This window comes from Bradyrhizobium sp. HKCCYLRH1034 (genome assembly GCF_051168375.1).
Classification (GTDB): Bacteria; Pseudomonadota; Alphaproteobacteria; order Rhizobiales; family Xanthobacteraceae; genus Bradyrhizobium.
In genome coordinates, this window is the sequence record NZ_JBNPUW010000001.1 from 192,155 (window position 1) to 211,250 (window position 19,096).

The following is a 19,096-nucleotide window of genomic DNA, read 5'->3' on the forward strand; positions in this document are numbered from 1 at the left end:
CGCTTCAACCGCCTGGTCGTTCTGGCGCCCATGGCGGGAATCGAACCCGCCTTCCCGGATCGACGGTCCGGTCCCTTCGCCAGATGGGGACATGGGCCTCATGGTCTACCCGACGCACCGCTCGACGCTCGCCGGCCATCGCGCCCGCAGTCCGCGGAGTGCGGATGAAACGCGTCCGGATCGGTGCGATTGAGGTAGTCGAGATAGAGCTGCCGCGCGCGCGCCTCGGTCACGCCGCGGCACGTCATGACGATGCGCACGAAAGCTGCTGCCACCGGTGAATCCAGTGCGCGCGCAATGTCGCAAGTCTCGGGATCTTCGCCTGACGTCCGGGTCATCCAACCCTCCGCTTGGTGCGCGGAGGGTGCAGTCCCGCCGCTGTTATGCTCTTGCTGAAATCTGGAGTCCCGGTCGGGCCAGGATTTTCACGAGATCGCTTGGACCCTGACAGGCGACGCGCAGACCCGACCAATCGCTCGACCGATTAAAGGGTCGTTCGTTGGTGGCGGCGTTCGCGAGATGTGAGCGTAGGCTCAACACGGTCGTAGTCCTCAAGAGCGCGCCGGTGATGATCGGCGGCCGATTGCGATGGGGCAGAGCTATGCGCAGAATTTTCCGAAACCGTCAAGACCAAAGCGTGATGCGATGACGTTGCCGGCTTCCGCAATGCGACGGATCTGCAACAGCCGGACTGCTCGTCGGGCAAATCAGTTGCGCATTTTCGCGCACGACAACAGCACTGTCGCCCGCTCGAACGATCGAAGACGCGCGCGCGAAAGCTGATTTGTTGAGCCGGGTCAATCAGATCGCCCCGCTCGCCTCCTGTGCCTCGCATTTTCTTGTTTCCAAAAATCGGAAATCATGCATTCTATGCCGGTCCCGCCCTCATGAGAGGGGCGCTTCGCGATCGTCATGAACGTGGAGGGCGGGATGCGGTGGGCGCGTCGGGTTGCAGCGTGATCTGATCACGCGGACGAACGATCCGGTGCGCACGGCGAAGTCGTGATGTCCTGACACCCCGATGCTGGTGTCAAGGTCGAGAGAGACGAATGCTCCGACCGATGGTGGCCAGAAAGCCCGGCGCACCAGGGAGACCACGTATAAGCCGTAGGTCCATCGCGCGGGGAATGCCGGATGATGCGGCTGAACCTGTGGTGACTGCCGCCTGCTTTCTTTGTTGCAGGCGGGCCATGGGTGAGGCCCTCACCCGGCATTCCCCGCGCCCTCTCCTGATTTACGAGGGCGATGTCGCTGGCAAGCCTCGGGCGTCATTCGCCGCGAGAATGCGATGTCGTGTCCAGGAGTGTTCGAGCTGTGTATCCGTTTTTCCTTCTTCCAGTGCGATCGCATGAAGCGGTCGCCCGGAGCGACGCCGATCCCGAAGCCGCATCAGAAATCGTGCGCTCGTGACTGCACGGCAGCCAACGGATTCTCGATCTTGTGGCTCTAAAAGTGCGTGCTCTAGGAGATTGGGAGATCGGACGAGCGCTGCAAGTGAATGCGCCCTCTCCCACAAGGGAAGAGGGCGCTGTATCGCGCAGCGTAGTAGTTGGCGATATAGCACTCGTGCGACGGGATTCACGGCGCACCTTTGCACGCCCTACAGTTCGGAACTACTGCTGAGTGTGAGGGCGACCATGCAGATCCCACCTCAACGCCGCCTGTCCGGCTCACTCGATGCGGGCGAGCACGGCGAGCTTGCGGATACCCTTGTTCTTGTAGGCATCGAGGAACGCATAGTAGTCGCGGAACGAGACGCAGCCGTTGGAGTCGCCGTTCGGGCCGAGCATGAAGGTGTGCGCCAGCAGGCCGTTGCGACCGTGGATGGCGTCCTCGCCGCCGATCGGGTTGAGCCGCAGCGCCGGCACGCCATGGAACAGCGCCTCGCGCGGCTTCAGCTCGTAGATGTGCGGCGGGGTGACGCCGCGCATCTTGATCTTCTCCGAGCTCGGCTTGTCGAGGTTGTCGCCGAGGCCGGAATGCGCCTCGAGCTTGGTGCCGTCGGGCAGATACACCGCCTTGGCCGAGATGTCGTACACGGCCGTGCTCAAATCGTACGGCGGCCGGCCGCCGCGGGTCGGATCCTTGGCGATGCTGGCAGTGATGTTGGAATCAGCCGAGGCATAGGCCAGGAGCCCGCCATCCTGGTTCTCCGGCTTGCCCCAGAGCTTTTCCTGGATCGAGTGGCGCTCACCCGCGATCGACAGCACCGCCGCCTTGGCACGCTCGGTCATCGCGCGCAGCGAGAAGCCGCTGCTCTTCGGCGCATTGGCCTCGGCAGCCTGCGCCGGCGTCGCGGGCTGCGCGGCCGGCCTGGTGTTGGCGAGCGCCAGCTGCATCGGCGGCCGGGCATCCTTCTTCGACGCCTCGGCGACCTTCGCAGGCTCGGCCGGCTTGGCCTCGGCCGACTTGGTCTCGATCTGCCTAGTCTCGATCTGCTTGGGCGCGGCTTCGGCGAGCTTGGGCAGCGGCGGCGCGCCGTTCGCGGCGTTGGAGGCGACGCCCTGCGGCACGGCCGCGCCGAAGCGGTCGTTGAACATCTGCGGCGTGATGGCGGCGGCCGTGGTGACGGGCGGAGATTCCGGGAATGCCGAGAAGGCCTCACCCACAGCATCGGCGGCGCTGCGCGTCGCGAGCCGCGGCGCCGGGCGCACGACGGGCTCATCCTGCTCGATGCTGCCCAGGGTCGGATAGGCGTCGGCCGCGATGATCTTGGTATAGACCGTTACGGCGCAGCCCCCGATCAGGCATGCGATTGCCGCGCCACCGATCAATTTGTGAGAGAACGCGATCAGGGAGGACTTCCTGCGATTTCGTGCGGCCAACGCAGCTCGACTGTTACTCATTCACTCACGCCCGAACGAATACTCGACAACTCTCGCTCGATGCGCCACGGACACCCGCTTTGCATCTCGCAGAAGCACAGAGCTTCATTAAGGCGACTTTTAGTTAAATGCTGATTAAGTTTTGGCGGATTAGAGGCGGGTTAACCATCAGGGGCTGTTTTGCCGGGAAAGAGGGCAGAAACAGGGCAAAACCGCAGCCGGAAGCAATATTGCCGTACCGGGAAAATCGGGAGAGGCAGCATCCGTCGGCCGCGCCGATCCGTAAAACAGCGCACGCCGCGTTAACGATTGGGCCTGGGCGGCGGCGAGCGATCGATGATCTCTCGTATGCGTGCGCTGACGAGGTAAAGGCCACAGGTCTCGCCAGTCGAAAGCCCCTGCTCCGGCAGGCCGGGTGCGCGACAAGCGCATCCGTAGCAACCCGGAGTTACAGGCGCTGTGGCCGCTGGCGACAGTATGGTACGGGACGATTCTCTGCGACACGCCGTCGGCGAATCGTACCGCGTCCGCTCCCGGCCAAGACGACACGAGAGGACCTCTCCATGCAGATCCCCGGCCGGAAGCTGGCCTTCGTGCTGGCCTCGACCAATCAAGGTACGATGATCGTCAACCGGCTCGACTATCGCATGATCGACGCCAACCGCGGCTACGGCGTCGGCTTCCAGATCCTCAACACCGGCGCCTTCGATCCGGGAGAGGTGCAGCTGGCCGTCCGCCTGCTCGGCGTACGCCGCAGGCACCATGGGGACGGCGCGGTCGCGATCGACTGCGGCGCCAATATCGGCGTCCACACGATCGAATGGGCGAAGGCGATGACCGGCTGGGGATCCGTGCTCTCGATCGAGGCGCAGGAGCGGATCTACTACGCGCTCGCCGGCAATATCGCGATCAACAACTGCTTCAACGCGATTGCGATCCATGCCGCGGTATCCTCCGAGCGCGGCGTGCTCAACATCCCGAGCCCGAACTATCTGACCCCGTCGAGCTTCGGCAGCCTCGAGCTGCGCCAGCGTCCCAACACCGAGTTCATTGGCCAGGCCATCGACTATGAGAACGACACGGTCGAGGTGCGCAAGCTTCCGCTGGACGATTTCAACCTGCCGCGTTGCGACCTGATCAAGCTCGACGTCGAGGGCATGGAGCTCGAGGCGCTCGAAGGAGCGGCGGCGACGATCGAACGCTGCACGCCGATCATGCTGGTCGAGAAGATCAAGACCGATGCCGACCAGTTGCGGCAATGGTTCGATCGCCGCGGCTACAAGACCATCGACGCCGACATCAACATGGTCGCGATCCACGGCCAGGACAAGGCGCTGGCGGACATCATTCCGCAGCAGGCCTGAGGCGCGTGTCAGCGCTGCAGCTCCGGCGGCGGCGTGCGGTCGAGGAGATCGCCCTTCGGCTCGCTGAGCGCGTAGAAGGCGTAGGTCTCGATGGTCAAGGGCCCGCGCTTGCGCGCGGCCTCGCCGACCTTCTCGATGTGGCCGAACGTATTGCTGACATAGGCCCGCGTCGCAATCTGGGCCTCGTCGACGAACAGCTGCGTGCCCGCGAGCTTGGCCGGATCCGGCTCCGGGAAATTGACCCAGCGGATGCGCTGGATCGGCTGCAGCACGCAGGTCCCCGGCGGCAGATAGAACGACAGCCAGGCGGTGGTGCCATAATCCATCGCCAGCACGCAGGAGGCGTCGGCGCGCACCCGCGCCGCCTCGATCTCGGCAGCCAGCGGCCGCCAGCCGACGCCGACGCTGCGCACCGTGGCATCGCGCCGGTAGCCGGACAGCAGGCCCGTGTTGGCCTGCACGATCAGCGCGACGAACATCACGACGCCGACGGGCACGGCCCAGCGCAGACAGAAGGTCGCGGTGCGCTGCTCGCGCGCCGACCAGGCGACGAGATGGGCCGCCGCCGCGGCAGCCACCACGAACGCCGGATAGACCGGCGCGAACCAGTTGGCCTCGACCCGGGCATGCAGCGAATGCCAAACGAAATAGGCGACGATGACCCAGACCATCGCCTCGATCAGGACGCGCGCCGCCGCATCCCCTGCCCTGCGCCGGGCCAGGCCGTAGAGGCCCATCAGACCGAGGATGAACACCAGCGGCGTCGCAAAGGCGAACTGCGTCGGGATGATCTCGGCGATGTAGACAGGCCTGACCGCCTCGACCCTGGCACGGCCGAGCTGCTTGATGAACGACACCCATTGGTGATCGGCATTCCACAGGATCACCGGCGCGAACAGCGCGAATGCCACGAGGCCGCCGAGATAGGGCCAGGGCGAGGCCAGCCAATGGCGCAGTTTCGGCACGACGACGAGCCAGATCAGGATCGCCGCGCCGAAGAACATCGCGGTGTATTTCGACAGCAGCGCCGCACCGACGGCTGCGCCGACCGCGAGCCACCACGCGCCTCTCCCCGTCTCCAGCACCTTGGCGCAGAAGAACAGCACGAAGCTGGAGGCGACCAGCAGCGGCGCGTCGGGGGTCACGATCAGCGTGCCGACCGCCGCCATCAGGGTGACGTTGAGCAGCAACGCCGCGGTCGCCGCCACGCGCACGCCGCCGAACAGGATCTCGGCCGTGCGATAGACCGCATAGCTCATCGGCAGGCCGAGCAGGATCGAGACGAGGCGCACGCCGAGCTCGCTGTCGCCGGCGATCAGCGTGCCCAGCCGGATCACGACCGCAACCATCGGCGGGTGGTCGTAATAGCCGCCCGCGAGATGCTTCGACCACATCCAGTAATAGGCTTCGTCGAAGGTGATCGGCGTGACCGCGGCCGCGATCAGCCTGACAACGACGAGGCCCGCGATGGTCAGCCAGACATTGCGGACCAGCCGGGCGTCGTCGGCGACGGCCGCAGAGGTCATCGCTTGCGCCAGACGAACAATCCGGAGATCGCGTAATTCCAGACCACGCCCATCAGCGCGCCGGCGGCGCCCGCCAGCCACCAGATCGGCTCCTGGTCATAGACCGAGAAGGCGACGCCGACATTGGCCAGCAGGCCGACCGAGCAGACCAGATAGAAGACGAGCAGGCCACGCAGGATGGCAAAGCCCTTCAGCCGCTGGTCGCGATAGGTGAGGAAGTTGTTGAGGATGAAGTTCGAGGTCATCGCGACGAAGGCGCCGAGCGCCTGCGACTCCGCGAACGGAAGGTCGAACAAATTGAGACCGAGGAACAGCGTGGCGAGATGGACCACCAGGCCGGTGCCGCCGACCATCGCGAACAACAGGAAGCGCAGCGACACCACGTCGTTGGTCATCTTGGCCAGCACGAGGCCGAGGAAGTCGAGCGCGACCATCGAGTCGAGCTTGCTCTCGCCGTGCAGGCGCGAGCCGAACGTATAGGGCACCTCGACCGTCTTCAGACCACCCTCGGCGCTGGCGATGATGTCGAGCAGGATCTTGAAGCCCTGCGTGGAGAGCTTCGGCGCGATCTCCTCGAAGCGGTCGCGGCGGATCATGAAGAAGCCGCTCATGGGATCGTTGACCTCGACCTTGAGCGCGCGGCGCGCGATCTCGGTGGCGAAGGCGCTGGCCCCGGCCCGCTTGCTGTCGAAGCTTGCGGCGCTGCCGCCCTCGATGTAGCGGCTGCCGACGACGAGCTCGGCCGCGCCGCTCTGCAGCAGCGACAGCATCTTCGGCAGCTGGGTCTCGTCATGCTGCAGATCGGCGTCGATCACGGCGGCATAGGGCGCACTGGCGGCCAGGATGCCCTCGATGCAGGCGCCGGACAGGCCGCGCCGGCCGACCCGGCGGACGCAGCGGACACGTTTGTCGCTGCGCGACAATTCGCGCACCACCTGCCAGGTGCCGTCCGGGGAGTTGTCGTCGACGAACACCACCTCCCACGGCACATCCTTGAACGCCGCCTCCAGCCGCCGGTACAGCGTGGTGACATTGTCGCGCTCGTTGAAGGTCGGAACGACCACCGAAACGATCGGAATATCAGCGGTTTGCGGCGGCGCGGGCATGGCCGGTCGGAGGACATCGTTCATGGTGCGGATGCGTATATCTGCCGCGTTCCACACTGCCAAGCGCAACGGCTGAAGGAAGGCGCAAAAAGCCCGGACTGTGGTGCCGGCGTGCACCGCTGCCGAATGAGCGGCCCAAAATGCCAACGACCACAAACAAAGGGCGCGCGTACATCCGGCGCAACCGCTCTGCCGTGGTCGTCTCGGTGCCGGAGCCGTTACAGCTCGACGTCACCGTCCCGACCAAAATGGGGTGCCTCGGCAGGATTGCAAGGGGTCCCTGGCCGGCCTAGTTCGGAACCTCCCGGACCACCGGTCCGCGTACGGCCGGAGCCACCGGAACCGTCTGCACCGGCGTGGGCGGCACCTCGACCTTGGCCGGCTGCATCTGACGGGCCATCGGCCCGACGGGAACATAGTAGAAGGCTGCCGCAAGCACGACAGCGGCGACGATTGCCCCCAGCAGGCCGCCGACCGATTCCGCTCTCATTGTCATATCTCCCCTTCCCGGCTCCGGCCCTGGATACACGAGGCTCCGGAGCACGGGAAGAGCGACGGCGCGACCGCGCCGAACTGGTCAGAACCGGCCCGGTTGACTATCGTCTCCCCTACCGCAACACCCTCGGCAATCAGCATCGGAATTGGTCCGTGAGCAAAGCCCCCGCACGCGCCTCGCAATCCAAGAGCCATATCTACATCGGCATCGGCGGCTGGACCTTCGCGCCGTGGCGCGGTGTGTTCTATCCGGACAAGCTGCCGCAATCGAAGGAACTCGAATACGCCGCCTCGAAGCTGACCTCGATCGAGATCAACGGCACCTATTATGGCTCGCAGAAGCCGGAGAGCTTCCGCAAATGGGCGCGCGAGGTGCCGGACGGTTTCATCTTCTCGCTGAAGGGGCCGCGCTTCGCGACCAACCGCCGCGTGCTCGCCGAGGCCGGTGATTCCGTGAAGCGCTTTTACGACACCGGCGTGCTCGAGCTCGGCGACCGGCTCGGGCCGGTGCTGTGGCAGTTCGCGCCGACCAAGAAGTTCGACGAGGCCGATTTCGGCAAGTTCCTCGAGCTGTTGCCGCGCGAGCTCGACGGCCGCAAGCTGCGTCACGTCGTCGAGGTCCGCCATGACAGTTTCTGCGTCCCCGGCTTCGTCGCGCTGCTGCGCGAGTTTGCAACGCCGGTCGTGTTCGCCGAGCACGGCAAATATCCGGCGATCGCCGATGTCGTGGGTGATTTCGTCTATGCCCGGCTGCAGAAGGGCAATGACGAGCTTGCGACCTGCTATCCGCCGAAGCAGCTCGACGCCTGGGCGAAGCGGTTGCAGCTGTGGGCTGGCGGCGGCGAACCGGACGATCTGCCACGGGTTGACGACAAGCCGGCGAAGAAGATACCGCGCGACGTGTTCGCCTATGTCATCCACGAGGGCAAGGTGCGCGCGCCAGCCGGCGCGATGGAGCTCATCGAGCGCGTGAGCTGACGCAGGAGGCGCATGATGGCCAAGAGCAAGACGCTGTTCACCATCGGCTACGAGCACACGCCGGCCAAAGCCGTCCTCGACGAGCTGCAATCGGCCGGCGTCAAGCTGCTGGTCGACGTCCGCGCGGTGGCGGCCTCGCGCCGGCCGGGCTTCTCCAAGAGCCAGCTCGCCGCCGGGCTGGACGAGCGCGGCATCGGCTATGTGCACCTGCGCGGGCTCGGCACGCCGAAGCAAGGCCGCGAGGCGGCCCGCAGCGGCCACTACGACACGCTGCACAAGATCTACAGCGCCCATCTGAAGACGCCGCAGGCGAAGGAGCAGATGGACGAGCTGGCCTCGCTCGTGAAGAGCGCCGGTCCCGTTTGCCTGCTCTGCTACGAGCGCGACCACGCTCATTGCCACCGGCAATGGATCGCGGAGATCATCGAGGAGCGCGACCAGGTCCGAGTCGAGAATCTGATCGCGCCGCAGGTCTGACGTTTCACTCCGCCGCGCAGGTGAAGGATGACGCCTGCTCGACGTCGCCGCCGACATACTTGGCGAATTTCGGCCACGGGCACAGCGGCCGCGTCCGCTGCGGGCTCCATGTCGATGGGAGCTCCTTGTTGGCCGCATTGACCGAGGCCGTGATCGCCTCCGGCGCCTTGCCCTTCTCGACCCAGTCCATCAGCGCGCCCAGCGCATCGAATTTCTCCAGCGTGACGCCGCCGCCGCAATGGGTCTCGCCGGGCAGCGCAAACAGCCGCGCGAAACCGTCGGCCTTGCCCTGGACGTTGGCGTTGAGCTTCTCATACCAGCGGATCGTGTCGTTGATTGAGAACACCGGATCAGCCTGGCCGTGGTAGATCAGCATCTTGCGGGCACCGTTCTGGAACGCCGGCAAGGTTGGGTTATCGACCGCGGGCGGGGCCATGAAGTCCATCGCCGACTCCGTGAATGGACCTTCCTTGGCGTAGATCTTCGGCGCGTCCTTGTCGAAGTCGTAGGTCTGCAGCTTCTCGACGAGCTTGTCGGGCGAGCCTTCGATCTCGACCGGCGGCGTCGAGAAGATGTAGTTGAGCGAGGCGCCGCCCATGGTGGCAATGATCGGAAGGTTGTTCCACGGCGCCACCGGGCTTTCGACCTTCCAGGCGCGCCAGTTGCCGGTGCCGACGCCACCATCCACCGGCCAGTCGGAATACAGCGGCTCGCCCTTGGAATTGTGGGGGCCCGCGAAGACTTTCTTCAAGGCATCGACCTTGGCGGCCGGCAGACAGGCTTCGGTCGCCCTAGCGGCGCAGCGCAGGCTGTCGAAATTGAACGCCTTCTGGCAGGCTTTCAGGTTGGCCGTGAGGCCGTCCTTGGCGCCGTCGAGCTCGTCGCAGACCTCCGTGATCTTGGAAGCGATCAGCTTGGCATCCTCCCGCGTGATCGACTTGCGGATGTCGACATCGGCCTTGGTCAGCGCCTGCACGTCCCAGGCGTGCTGCACGGCAGCGCGCGGCAGGTTGAAGCCGGGATTGCCGACCAGGAAGCCGTCATACTGCTCGGGCATGCGCTCGGCAGCCACCATGGTGTGGCGGCCGCCATTGGAACAGCCGGCGATGTAGGAGTAGTCCGGCTTCCTGCCGTAATGCGCCGAGATGATCGCCTTGGCGATCGGCGCCAGCGTGATGTCGGCCGAATAGCCGTAGTCGCGGCGCGCCTGCGGATCGAGCCCGAAGACTGAGCCGGACGCAAGCCCGCGCGGCTTGTTGGCGGGATCGCTGCCGGAGTGGCCGCTGTCCGACGACAGCACGGCAAAGCCGCGGGCGAGCGGCGTCACACCGCCGCTGACGAGACCGTCGGCCTTGTCGCCGAGCGCCGGCACCACCACGCCGTCATTGCCGCCATTGACCTGATGCAGGAAGCGGCCGTTCCAGGTCTCCGGCAGCCTGATCTCGAACTGGATCGCATAGGCATGGCCATCGACGCCGGTGCGCTCGTTGACCTTGCCGGAGAGAATGCAATGCCGCGGCAGCCCGTCGGCGGCCTCCTGCAGCTTCGATCCCGTCAAGGTCAGCCCGGGGACCTTCAACGCCTCGGCCGTCACCTTGCTGCAGGCAACATCCTCAGCCCGCACCGCCTCCAGCCCGGCTGCGCACAAGATCCCTGCTGCGGCCAAAAACGACGCCCCGGTTCGGATCATGCATTCCCCCTGATGATGCTTCTCGTTGGGGGCAGTTAAACGCGGAGGCCAGCCAATGTAAATCTCCGACATCGCGCGCCGTATCGCCTGCGTCAGTGCAATTGCCAGATCTCGAACGGCCGGTCGTAGCCACGCACCGACACCGCGCCGTGGAAGACGGCGTCGCGCGCCCCGTCGCCGGCCGCCTGCCGCACCTCGCTCGAGATCAGGAGTTGCGAATCGAACTCCTTGTTCAGCGCCTCGAGCCGCGAGGCGAAGTTCACGGTGTCACCGATGACGGTATACTCTTTGCGCCGCGGCGAGCCGATGCTGCCGGCGACCACCTCGCCCAGATGTATGCCGATCCCGATCCTGAGCTGCCAGGATGACGATGCGTTGACGCGCTCCATCGCTGCCACCATCTCGCGCGCAGCCATGACCGCCTGCACGGCGGCATCGCGCGCCTCGAACGGCGCGCCGAACAGCGCCAGGAAGCCATCGCCGAGGAATTTGTTGACGATGCCGCCATGACGCTCGAGGATCTCCACCAGCACCGCGAACGCTCCGTCGAGACGATCGACAACCTGCTGCGGCGTCTTCGACCGCGCCGCCGCGGTGAAGCCGCGGAAGTCGACGAACATCACCGCGACCTCGTGGATGTCGCGCGCCTCCGCCGTCCCCTCCTTCATCAGGCGCTCGACGACCTGCGGCGAGACGTGCTGGCCAAACAAATCCGTGACGCGGTCGCGCGCCGACGCGGCCTCGATGCTCGCCGCGAACTGGCGTCGCAGCTGCACGCTGACGGCACCGGCGAGCATCCCGCACAACAGGATGATGAAGCTGCGCTCACCGTGATAATAGATCTCCGGATTCTGGCTGAGATCGATCGAAGGCCGGTCGAACAGCGCCACCACCAGCAGCTCCACCGCAGCAACCAGACCGGTGAAGCTCGACAGCCAGAAATCGAGACGAAGCGTCGAGAGAACGATGAAGATGAAATAGACCAGCGGCGCGCCGAAGCCCAGCGCCTTGTCGTGGCCGATGCCCTCGATCTGCAGGATGAGGACGAACGTTGGCAGCGAGGTCTCGACCAGGGCGCTGACATAGCGCCAGATCACCGGCACGTCCCAGCCGTGGCGGATGTCCGCCTTGATCCTGAACAGGATGAGAGTCTGGAAGCTGATGAATGCGACGATGATCGCGTAGACGTAGAGGACCCCGGTTCGGGTCGGCCAGATCCACTCCGAGATCTTGGGCTCGAAGATTTCGACCAGCACCGATATCACGAGAAACAGAGCCGCAGTGGCGATCAGCGCCCTCACCCGCAGCAGCTCGGTGTTCAACGTCTGACGCATCAGCGCCTGGTCGAACTCGGCCGGCGCTCCGGCCGGCGCTTCGTTCGCCTGTCCTGCTCCTCCCACGATCTGCATCTTGCCTCAGCCGTTCCTGCTCCCGGCCGCCATTGTGCCTCAATCGAGGGTGCGGCGGAAGCGCAGGACGGCGACCGTCATGGCGAACAGCATGAGGCCGAACAGGGCGATCGTATCATGCTGCAGGTTCTGGAGCGTCGAGCCCTTCAGCATGATGGCGCGGACGATCCGCAGATAGTGCGTCAGCGGCAGGCATTCACCGAGCACTTGCGCCCATTGCGGCATGCCGAGAAAGGGAAACATGAATCCAGACAACAGGATGCTCGGCAGGAAGAACATCATCGAGAGCTGCATTGCCTGCAGCTGGTTCTGCGCCAGGGTCGAGAAGGTGTAGCCGATCGAGAGGTTGGTCGCGATGAATAGCGTCGACAGCAGCGCCAAGAGCAGCAGGTTGCCCATGATCGGAACGCCGAACAGCAGGACGCCGATGCCGATGATGATCGTCGCCTGCAGGAAGCCGACCATCACATAGGGGATGATCTTGCCGAGCATGACCTCGACCGGCTTGATCGGCATCGACAGCAGGCTCTCCATCGTGCCGCGCTCGATCTCGCGCGTCACCGAGAGCGCGGTGAAGATCAGCATGGTCATGGTCAGGATGGTGCCGACGAGGCCCGGCACGATGTTGAGCCGCGACGAGGCCGCCGGGTTGTAGCGTGCGTGGGCCCTGATCTCGAACGGCGTCGTGACGGGATTGCCGGTGTAGAGATCGTGCGCGAGCGCGGTCTGCACGATCATGCCGAGCGAGGACAGCGCCGATGACGCCGCGACCGGATCGGTCGCGTCGGCCGCAACGAGCAAGGCCGGCCGGTCGCCGCGGCGGACCGCGCGCTCGAAGCCGCGCGGGATCTCGACGCCGAACAGGACCTCGCCGGACAGCAGGAGATCGTCGAACTCGGCGACGCTGCTGACCTCCCGGGTGAAGCGGAAATAGGCGGTGTTCTCCATCGCCTTCAGGATCGAGCGGCCGAGATCGCTGTCCTCCTGCAGCAGCACCGCCGCCGGCAGATGATGCGGCGTGGTGTTGATCGCGTAGCCGAACAACATCAGTTGCATCACCGGGATCATCACGATCATCGCAAACGAGACCCGGTCGCGCTTGAGCTGGATGAACTCCTTGACCAGCATCGCGTAGGTGCGCCGCCAGAAGCCGAAGCGCGGCTCGGAAGACGCGTGATGGACGGCTGCGTCGCTCATTGGAAATTGTCCCGTGAACGGTTCATCAGGTCGATGAAGACGTCCTCGAGCGAGGGCGCGGCGGGCTGCCAGTGCAGATCAGCCTTGTCGCGCCAGGGCGCGATCGCAGCGTCCAGCGCGTCGCGGTCGCGGCCGGACACGTGCAGGCTGGTGCCGAACGGCGCCACCATGTCGACCCCCGGCTTGCCGGTGAGGTCCGCCGCGAGCTCGCGCAGATCGTCGCCGCTCACCGTATACGTGGTGAGCGCCGATTGCGCGATCACCTCCGAGACGGTGCCGTGCACCAGCAGATGACCATAGGCGATATAGGCGATCTCGTGACAGCGCTCGGCCTCGTCCATGTAGTGGGTCGAGACCAGCACGGTCAGCCCTTCGCCGGCGAGCGCATGGATCTCGTTCCAGAAGTCGCGCCGCGCCTTGGGATCGACCCCGGCGGTGGGCTCGTCGAGCAGCAGCAGTTGCGGATTCGGCAGGGTGCAGGCCCCGAGCGCCAGCCGCTGCTTCCAGCCGCCCGACAACTCGCCGGCGAGCTGCCGCTCGCGGCCGGCAAGCCCGAGCCGCTGCACCATGTCGCGCGCGGCCCGGCGCGGATCGGACATGCCATAGAGGCGCGCCACGAATTCGAGGTTCTCCCGCACCGAGAGGTCCTGATAGAGGCTGAAGCGCTGCGTCATGTAGCCCACCCGGCGCTTGATCTTGTCGGCGTCGCGACGGATGTCGAAGCCGAGGCAGGTGCCCTCGCCGCCGTCGGGTGTCAGCAGGCCGCACAGCATCCGGATGGTCGTGGTCTTGCCCGAGCCGTTCGGGCCGAGAAAGCCGTAGATCGAGCCGCGCTTCACTTGCATCGACAGATCATGCACGACCTCGCGGCCGTCGAAGGACTTGGTCAATCCCTGGACGTCGATCGCGATCTCGGCGGGACCCGTTCCGTTCATTGCTTGTCCGCCACCGGGGTCTTCGGATCAGGCGTCCTGGAATGCGGATAGATGCTGACCGGCTGGCCGACGCGCAGCGCATCCGGCCGCGACGGCCGCGCCTGGATCAGATAGACGAGCTTGTTGCGCTCATCGAGGCTGTAGATCACCGGCGGCGTGTATTCCGCCGAGGTCGCGAGGAAATAGATTCTGGCCGTCAGATCATCAGCACAATTGTCGCATGTGACGCGGACCTCGTCACCGATCGCGAGCTTCGGCAGATCAGGCTCGGACACGTAGAAGCGCAGCTTCATGTTGCCCGGCGGCATGATCGACAGCACCGGCCGTTGCGCCGCGACCATCTCGCCCTCGCGGAAGTAGATCTGCTGGATGGTGCCCGCGACCGGCGCCACGCCCTTGCGCCGTGCCAGCCGCGTCTGCGAGGTCACGAGATGGGCCTCGGCGACGCGCAGCGCCGAAACGGCGGAGTCGAGCGTCGCCTGTGTCCCCGCGCCCGTCTTGCTCAGGGCCGCGGCGCGGTCATAGGTCTGCTGCGCGTTGGCCAGCGTCGCCTTGCTCTGGTTGAGATCGGCCTGCTGCAGATCGTCGTCGACCGAATAGAGCGGATCGCCGACCTTGACCACGTCGCCCTCATGCACGTTCAGCTTCGTGATCCGACCCGCTTCGTCCGGGCTGACGAAGATCATGTCGGCCTCGACCCAGCCTTGATAGCCGGGATCGCGCGTCTCCTTGCAGCCGTTGAACGTGAAGGCCGTGACCAGCACGGCAAGGCAGTGCAGCAGACTCATGTCGGCCTCCTCGCGCCAAAGATCAGATCGAGATGGGTCTGCAGCATCGCTTCGGCGTCGAGCGGCGCATGTCGCTCGAACAGGCTCTTCCACAGCACCGCGACCATCATTGGCGCGATCATCAATTGCGGGTGTTGCACCAGCTTGGGCTCGCGGATCTCGCCGCGCGTGATCGCCAACTGGATCAGCGCGCGCATGGCCGCGAGACCGCGGGAGACGACCTCGCGATAATAGAAATCGGCAATGGCCGGAAAGCGCGGCCCTTCCGCGATGATGAGCCGGACGAGATCGGCCCGCCGGGTGCCGGCGACCTCCTGCAGGAACATGCGCGCCAACGCCTCGACCATGTCGCGCACCGAGCCGCCGGCCGGCGGCGGCGCCGCAAGACGGCCGACGAAGGGCACAATCGCGGTCCGGATCAATTCCTCGAACATCGATTCCTTGTCCTTGAAGTGAAGATAGATCGTCCCCTTGGCGACCCCGGCCCGCTTGGCGACGTCGTCCAGCCGCGTCGCCGCGAAGCCTCGGGCGATGAACTCGTCCATCGCCGCCTGCACGATCGCCGCGCGGCGCTCGGCGGAGCGATCCGCCCGGCGCGACGCGCCAGCTCCCGCTGGCTTGACGGCCTGAACTCTGCGCTCGGACAATTTCGACGGCTTCGACATTAAGTCATTATGACTGACTAGTCAGTCATTGTAAAGAGGCCTCGCAGATCCGTCGGCGCGGGTCAGGAGCCCTACCCGACCGCGCGGCCCCGTCTTCAGACGAAGTCGGCGCGATCACGCACAGGACCTGATGTAAGGCCGATTGACCTCCCAGAGCTCGTCCACGATCTGGCGCGCGGCGGCCGCCGAGTTGACGACGGGATCGATGAGCAGCGCCTGCAGCGCGAGATCCTTGGAGGCGGTCATGGCCGCCTGCACCGCCAGTTGCTGAACCTGAACCTGGACCGACATCAGCTTGGCGACTGCATCTGGAAGCGGGCCCAGCGACACCGGATGGATACCGACGCGATCGGCGACAACGGGCACTTCGACGGCGGCCTCGGCAGCCAGGTTGGGAATGACGTGACGGTTCAGAACGACGCCGGACTCGATGACCTGCTTCCGATCGTGCAGCACCGAGCCGATCACGGTGACCGCGCGCTCTCCGGACGGCATTCGCCACCAGTCCGGCATGCCGGCTTTGCCCGCCAGGACCTCGTCGATCTGCCGGATCAGCTTGGCCCGCTCCGCCTCGTCCCAGGCGAAGTCGTACCCGCTCTCGCCCGCTTCCCAGCCATAGGCGAGATACTCGCCGACATGGCTGTCGCCGCAGCCCAGCCAGAAGCCGAAGTCGCGCAACAGCGCCCGCGTCAGCGGCGCGACCTTGGGGTCGTGGCTCCCAGCCTTTTCGCGGAGTAGTGGATAGAGATCGGCCCCGGTGTCGCGATCCCGGATCTGCACGAGACATTGGAAATGGTTGAGCCCGGCGCCCCACACGTCCACGCGCTCCTCGGCCAGTCCCAGAATGGAAGCCACCTGGCTGCGCGCGATGAAGATGCCGTGGCACAGGCCGATATGCGCGAGGCGGCTGTGAAGCCCCAGCGCGAGGATGATGCGGCTCTCGGGATTGGAGAAGTTGATGAACAGCGCGTCCGGACAGCGCCGCTCCATCTCGCGCACGAAGTCGAATACGACCGGCAAGGTGCGGAGCGTGAAGAACAATGCGCCCGGCCCGCCATTCTCGCCCAGCGTGTGACGGATGCCGTATTTGCGCGGCACCTCGAAATCGAGCTTCCACAGGCGGTTGCGGTCGATCGCGGTGGCATGGATCACGAAGCCGGCGCCGTCGAACGCCGCGCGCCAATCCGTGGTCGCTTCGATCTTAAGGCCGGCGCCGGAGAGGTCGTTGAGCAGCCGGGCCAGTGCTTCCGACCGGGCAAGCCGGATCGGGTCGCGGCCGACCAGCACGAGCGTCGAACCCGCGAGATCGTGCGTCGAGAACAGGTCCCGGAACACGCTGAGTCCAAAGGACGCGCTGCTCGCGCCGAGGAAGACGATCTTGGTGACGGCTGCCATGAGCAATTTGTGCCAGCGCCGCGCGTCTTCATTCCTGATCCAGATCAAACCGCCGCCCCAATGTTCGGCACGGCGGCGCCGTCGATCGGTCTTGCGATCAGCCGAAGTCGAGCACCACGCGACCGTCGATCTTGCCGGCCTTCATGCGGTCGAAGACGGTGTTGATCTCCGACAATGGCGCCGTGGTCACCTCGGCCGTCACCTTGCCGTCCGCGGCGAACGCGATGGCTTCGTCGAGATCACGCCTGGTGCCGACGATCGAGCCGCGCACGGTGATGCGCTTCAGCACGACATCGAAGATCGGTGTCGGGAATTCGCCCGGCGGCAAGCCGACGAGGCTGACCGTCCCCTTGCGGCGGACCATGTGCAGCGCCTGGGCAAAAGCCGGTGTCGACACCGCAGTGACCAGCACGCCATGAGCGCCGCCGCCGGTGATTGCGATCACCTGCGCCACGGCATCCTTGTCGAGCGCGTTGACGGCATGTTCGGCGCCGGCCTGCAGCGCGAGTTTCAGCTTGTCCTCGGCGATGTCGAGACCGATCGCCTTCAGCCCCATCGCCTTCGCATACTGGATTGCAACATGACCGAGGCCGCCGACGCCGGAGACCACCACCCACTCGCCCGGCCGCGCGTCGGTCTCCTTCAAACCCTTGTAGGTGGTGACGCCGGCGCAGAGGATCGGCGCGATCCTGGCGAAATCCACATTGGCCGGCAGACGCGCAGCGAACGCCGCGGATGCGATCACGTATTCGGCAAAGCCGCCATTCACGCTGTAGCCGGTGTTGTGCTGGTGCTCGCACAAGGTCTCCCAGCCGGTCTCGCAATACTCGCAGCGCAGGCAGGCATCGTGCAGCCACGCCACGCCCACGGCGTCGCCGACCTTGAAGTCGGTGACCCCGGGCCCGAGCGCCGCGACGATCCCGGCCGCCTCGTGTCCTGGGATGAATGGCGGCACCGGCTTCACCGGCCAATCGCCGGAGGCGGCGTGAAGGTCGGTGTGGCAGACGCCGCACGCCTTCACCCTGACCAGAAGCTCGCCGGGTCCCGGCACAGGAATCGGAACGTCCTCGATGTCGAGCGGCTTGCCGAAGGCTTTGACGACGGCGGCTTTCATGGTCTGCATCTGTCTGCTCCTCATGTCGCGGCGCAAACTAACGACGTCGGCGTATTCCGGGCTTGATCGGCATCAATCCGCGCCGCTGCATGAAGTAACAGTTTGATGACAGCGCAATGTGCCCATGGCTGTCAGGCGTGAAATTTGAGTCCGTCGACGACCTTGTCGACCACCCTGCGCTCCGCACGAAACGCCAATCCCACCAGATTGAGATCGGTGCGCGCCACCGCCTTCACGGCATCACGGTTGGCCTCGTCATGCGCGGTCTTGAACATGTCCTCGGTGTAGAGCGCCGGCTTCACGCTGCGCGACAGCGCCCGATCCAGAGCACGCGCCAGCGCCGCACGATCCGGCGCGCCGTAGATCAGGATCGGCTGTCCGATCAACGCGTGATACAGGGTTGCCGAGCCGTCCTCATAAGGTGCGCCGATGCATTCGGGAAATGCCGCGGCGATGCCGCTGGAAAGAAACGCCGCGACGTTGAGCTTCTGCCAGGCCTCGAGATCGTTGCGGATGATCAGCGCGATCTTGGTGTCGAATTGCATGCCACTTCCAGGGTTCGATGTCATCGAACGCCGAGAATAGCCGAGCCGTTCTCGGGGTGAAGCATCGAAATGAAAGCGGACGTGGAACCCCAGCCGAGCCGATGAGATCATCAGACTCCAATCAACCCTTGGCGTCGCAGACCCAGGCGCGGATGACGCATTCCTTGCCGCCATATTTGTAGCATTCCCGGGTCGCTTCGTTGAGCGAGGTCGAGATCGTCGGCCGAACAGCATAGCCGTGGGCGCCGCAGGGATTGGTGAGATCGACCGCGAACGCCGCGCAGGCCTTCTTCATCGTCACCGCGGTGCAGTCGCCCTTGCACTGCTTGAGCGCCGCGGCCTTGGCGAGATGCTCCGCCGGATAGTCGAACGCCTGGCCATAGGCGGCGCACTGGCCAATGGCGAACGCGCCGGCCGCATGCGCCGGGCTGATAGCGCTGGTGTCTGCGATGCGCGTGGCACCAACGACCACGGTCAGTCCAAATGCAAACAGCGCGAAACGTCGCGCGGCGGTCGAAATGATCACTCTCTCCTCCCCCGAGGCCCAATGTCGGCAAATCTAGCCGGGGGTCGTTGAAACTTGGTGA

At 65.4% G+C, this 19,096-nt stretch carries 18 protein-coding genes and 1 tRNA gene; 3 read left to right on the forward strand and 16 right to left on the reverse strand.

Annotated elements, in window-relative coordinates:
• Positions 1–22: 22 nt before the first annotated feature.
• The 3 genes from ACQR0W_RS00855 to ACQR0W_RS00865 all read right to left on the reverse strand — a co-directional run bounded on the left by ACQR0W_RS00855 (position 23) and on the right by ACQR0W_RS00865 (position 2,846).
• Positions 23–97: transfer RNA gene (locus tag ACQR0W_RS00855), tRNA-Asp, on the reverse strand.
• Position 98: 1 nt separating this feature from the next.
• Positions 99–275 carry a hypothetical protein gene (locus tag ACQR0W_RS00860; RefSeq protein WP_434888665.1) on the reverse strand — a complete coding sequence of 59 codons (177 nt, stop codon included), beginning with the start codon at positions 273–275 and terminating at the stop codon, positions 99–101.
• A gap of 1,395 nt (positions 276–1,670) precedes the next feature.
• Positions 1,671–2,846: a DUF2778 domain-containing protein gene (locus tag ACQR0W_RS00865; protein WP_315749391.1), complete on the reverse strand. Its 1,176-nt coding sequence runs from the start codon at positions 2,844–2,846 to the stop codon at positions 1,671–1,673.
• 542 nt (positions 2,847–3,388) lie between these two features.
• Here ACQR0W_RS00865 and ACQR0W_RS00870 point away from each other — a divergent pair.
• Complete coding sequence (locus ACQR0W_RS00870) at positions 3,389–4,189, forward strand: FkbM family methyltransferase (RefSeq protein WP_315826258.1); 801 nt, start codon at positions 3,389–3,391, stop codon at positions 4,187–4,189.
• An 8-nt stretch (positions 4,190–4,197) separates the two neighbouring features.
• On the opposite strand, the gene ACQR0W_RS00875 is transcribed toward ACQR0W_RS00870, so the two are convergent.
• The 3 genes from ACQR0W_RS00875 to ACQR0W_RS00885 form a co-directional block, all read right to left on the reverse strand.
• Entirely contained in the window at positions 4,198–5,715 is a 1,518-nt protein-coding gene (locus ACQR0W_RS00875; RefSeq protein WP_315826259.1) for a glycosyltransferase family 39 protein, read from the reverse strand.
• Entirely contained in the window at positions 5,712–6,845 is a 1,134-nt protein-coding gene (locus tag ACQR0W_RS00880; RefSeq protein WP_434840568.1) for a glycosyltransferase family 2 protein, read from the reverse strand. Before ACQR0W_RS00880 ends, ACQR0W_RS00875 begins: the two co-directional genes overlap by 4 nt.
• A 265-nt stretch (positions 6,846–7,110) precedes the next feature.
• Positions 7,111–7,311 (reverse strand): hypothetical protein, encoded by a 201-nt coding sequence (locus tag ACQR0W_RS00885; protein ID WP_315714746.1) that lies wholly within the window; start codon positions 7,309–7,311, stop codon positions 7,111–7,113.
• 158 nt (positions 7,312–7,469) lie between these two features.
• On the opposite strand from ACQR0W_RS00885, the gene ACQR0W_RS00890 reads away from it, so the two are divergent.
• On the forward strand, positions 7,470–8,294 hold the full coding sequence (locus ACQR0W_RS00890; protein ID WP_316186828.1) for a DUF72 domain-containing protein: 825 nt from the start codon (positions 7,470–7,472) through the stop codon (positions 8,292–8,294).
• 15 nt (positions 8,295–8,309) lie between these two features.
• Positions 8,310–8,771, forward strand: a complete 462-nt coding sequence (locus tag ACQR0W_RS00895; RefSeq protein WP_316170276.1) for a DUF488 domain-containing protein — start codon at positions 8,310–8,312, stop codon at positions 8,769–8,771.
• Between the two features lie 4 nt (positions 8,772–8,775).
• On the opposite strand, the gene ACQR0W_RS00900 is transcribed toward ACQR0W_RS00895, so the two are convergent.
• The 10 genes from ACQR0W_RS00900 to ACQR0W_RS00945 form a co-directional block, all read right to left on the reverse strand.
• Positions 8,776–10,461, reverse strand: a complete 1,686-nt coding sequence (locus ACQR0W_RS00900) for a tannase/feruloyl esterase family alpha/beta hydrolase (protein WP_316170277.1) — start codon at positions 10,459–10,461, stop codon at positions 8,776–8,778.
• 92 nt (positions 10,462–10,553) lie between these two features.
• On the reverse strand, positions 10,554–11,870 hold the full coding sequence (locus tag ACQR0W_RS00905) for an adenylate/guanylate cyclase domain-containing protein (RefSeq protein ID WP_316170278.1): 1,317 nt from the start codon (positions 11,868–11,870) through the stop codon (positions 10,554–10,556).
• A 39-nt stretch (positions 11,871–11,909) separates the two neighbouring features.
• On the reverse strand, positions 11,910–13,067 hold the full coding sequence (locus ACQR0W_RS00910) for an ABC transporter permease (protein ID WP_316170279.1): 1,158 nt from the start codon (positions 13,065–13,067) through the stop codon (positions 11,910–11,912).
• Positions 13,064–14,002, reverse strand: coding sequence for an ABC transporter ATP-binding protein (locus ACQR0W_RS00915; RefSeq protein WP_315749378.1), 939 nt, complete (start codon positions 14,000–14,002; stop codon positions 13,064–13,066). The genes ACQR0W_RS00910 and ACQR0W_RS00915 overlap by 4 nt, the downstream gene beginning before the upstream one ends.
• Positions 13,999–14,790, reverse strand: a complete 792-nt coding sequence (locus ACQR0W_RS00920; RefSeq protein WP_316170280.1) for an HlyD family secretion protein — start codon at positions 14,788–14,790, stop codon at positions 13,999–14,001. Before ACQR0W_RS00920 ends, ACQR0W_RS00915 begins: the two co-directional genes overlap by 4 nt.
• Entirely contained in the window at positions 14,787–15,455 is a 669-nt protein-coding gene (locus ACQR0W_RS00925) for a TetR/AcrR family transcriptional regulator (protein WP_316170281.1), read from the reverse strand. The genes ACQR0W_RS00920 and ACQR0W_RS00925 overlap by 4 nt, the downstream gene beginning before the upstream one ends.
• Positions 15,456–15,569: 114 nt before the next feature.
• Entirely contained in the window at positions 15,570–16,850 is a 1,281-nt protein-coding gene (locus tag ACQR0W_RS00930) for an alpha-glucosidase/alpha-galactosidase (protein WP_316170282.1), read from the reverse strand.
• A gap of 97 nt (positions 16,851–16,947) precedes the next feature.
• Positions 16,948–17,973 (reverse strand): alcohol dehydrogenase AdhP, encoded by a 1,026-nt coding sequence (adhP, locus tag ACQR0W_RS00935; RefSeq protein WP_316170283.1) that lies wholly within the window; start codon positions 17,971–17,973, stop codon positions 16,948–16,950.
• A 122-nt stretch (positions 17,974–18,095) separates the two neighbouring features.
• On the reverse strand, positions 18,096–18,509 hold the full coding sequence (locus tag ACQR0W_RS00940; protein WP_315826269.1) for a DUF2000 family protein: 414 nt from the start codon (positions 18,507–18,509) through the stop codon (positions 18,096–18,098).
• Positions 18,510–18,630: 121 nt separating this feature from the next.
• Positions 18,631–19,035: a DUF4189 domain-containing protein gene (locus ACQR0W_RS00945; protein ID WP_316170284.1), complete on the reverse strand. Its 405-nt coding sequence runs from the start codon at positions 19,033–19,035 to the stop codon at positions 18,631–18,633.
• Positions 19,036–19,096 lie beyond the last annotated feature (61 nt).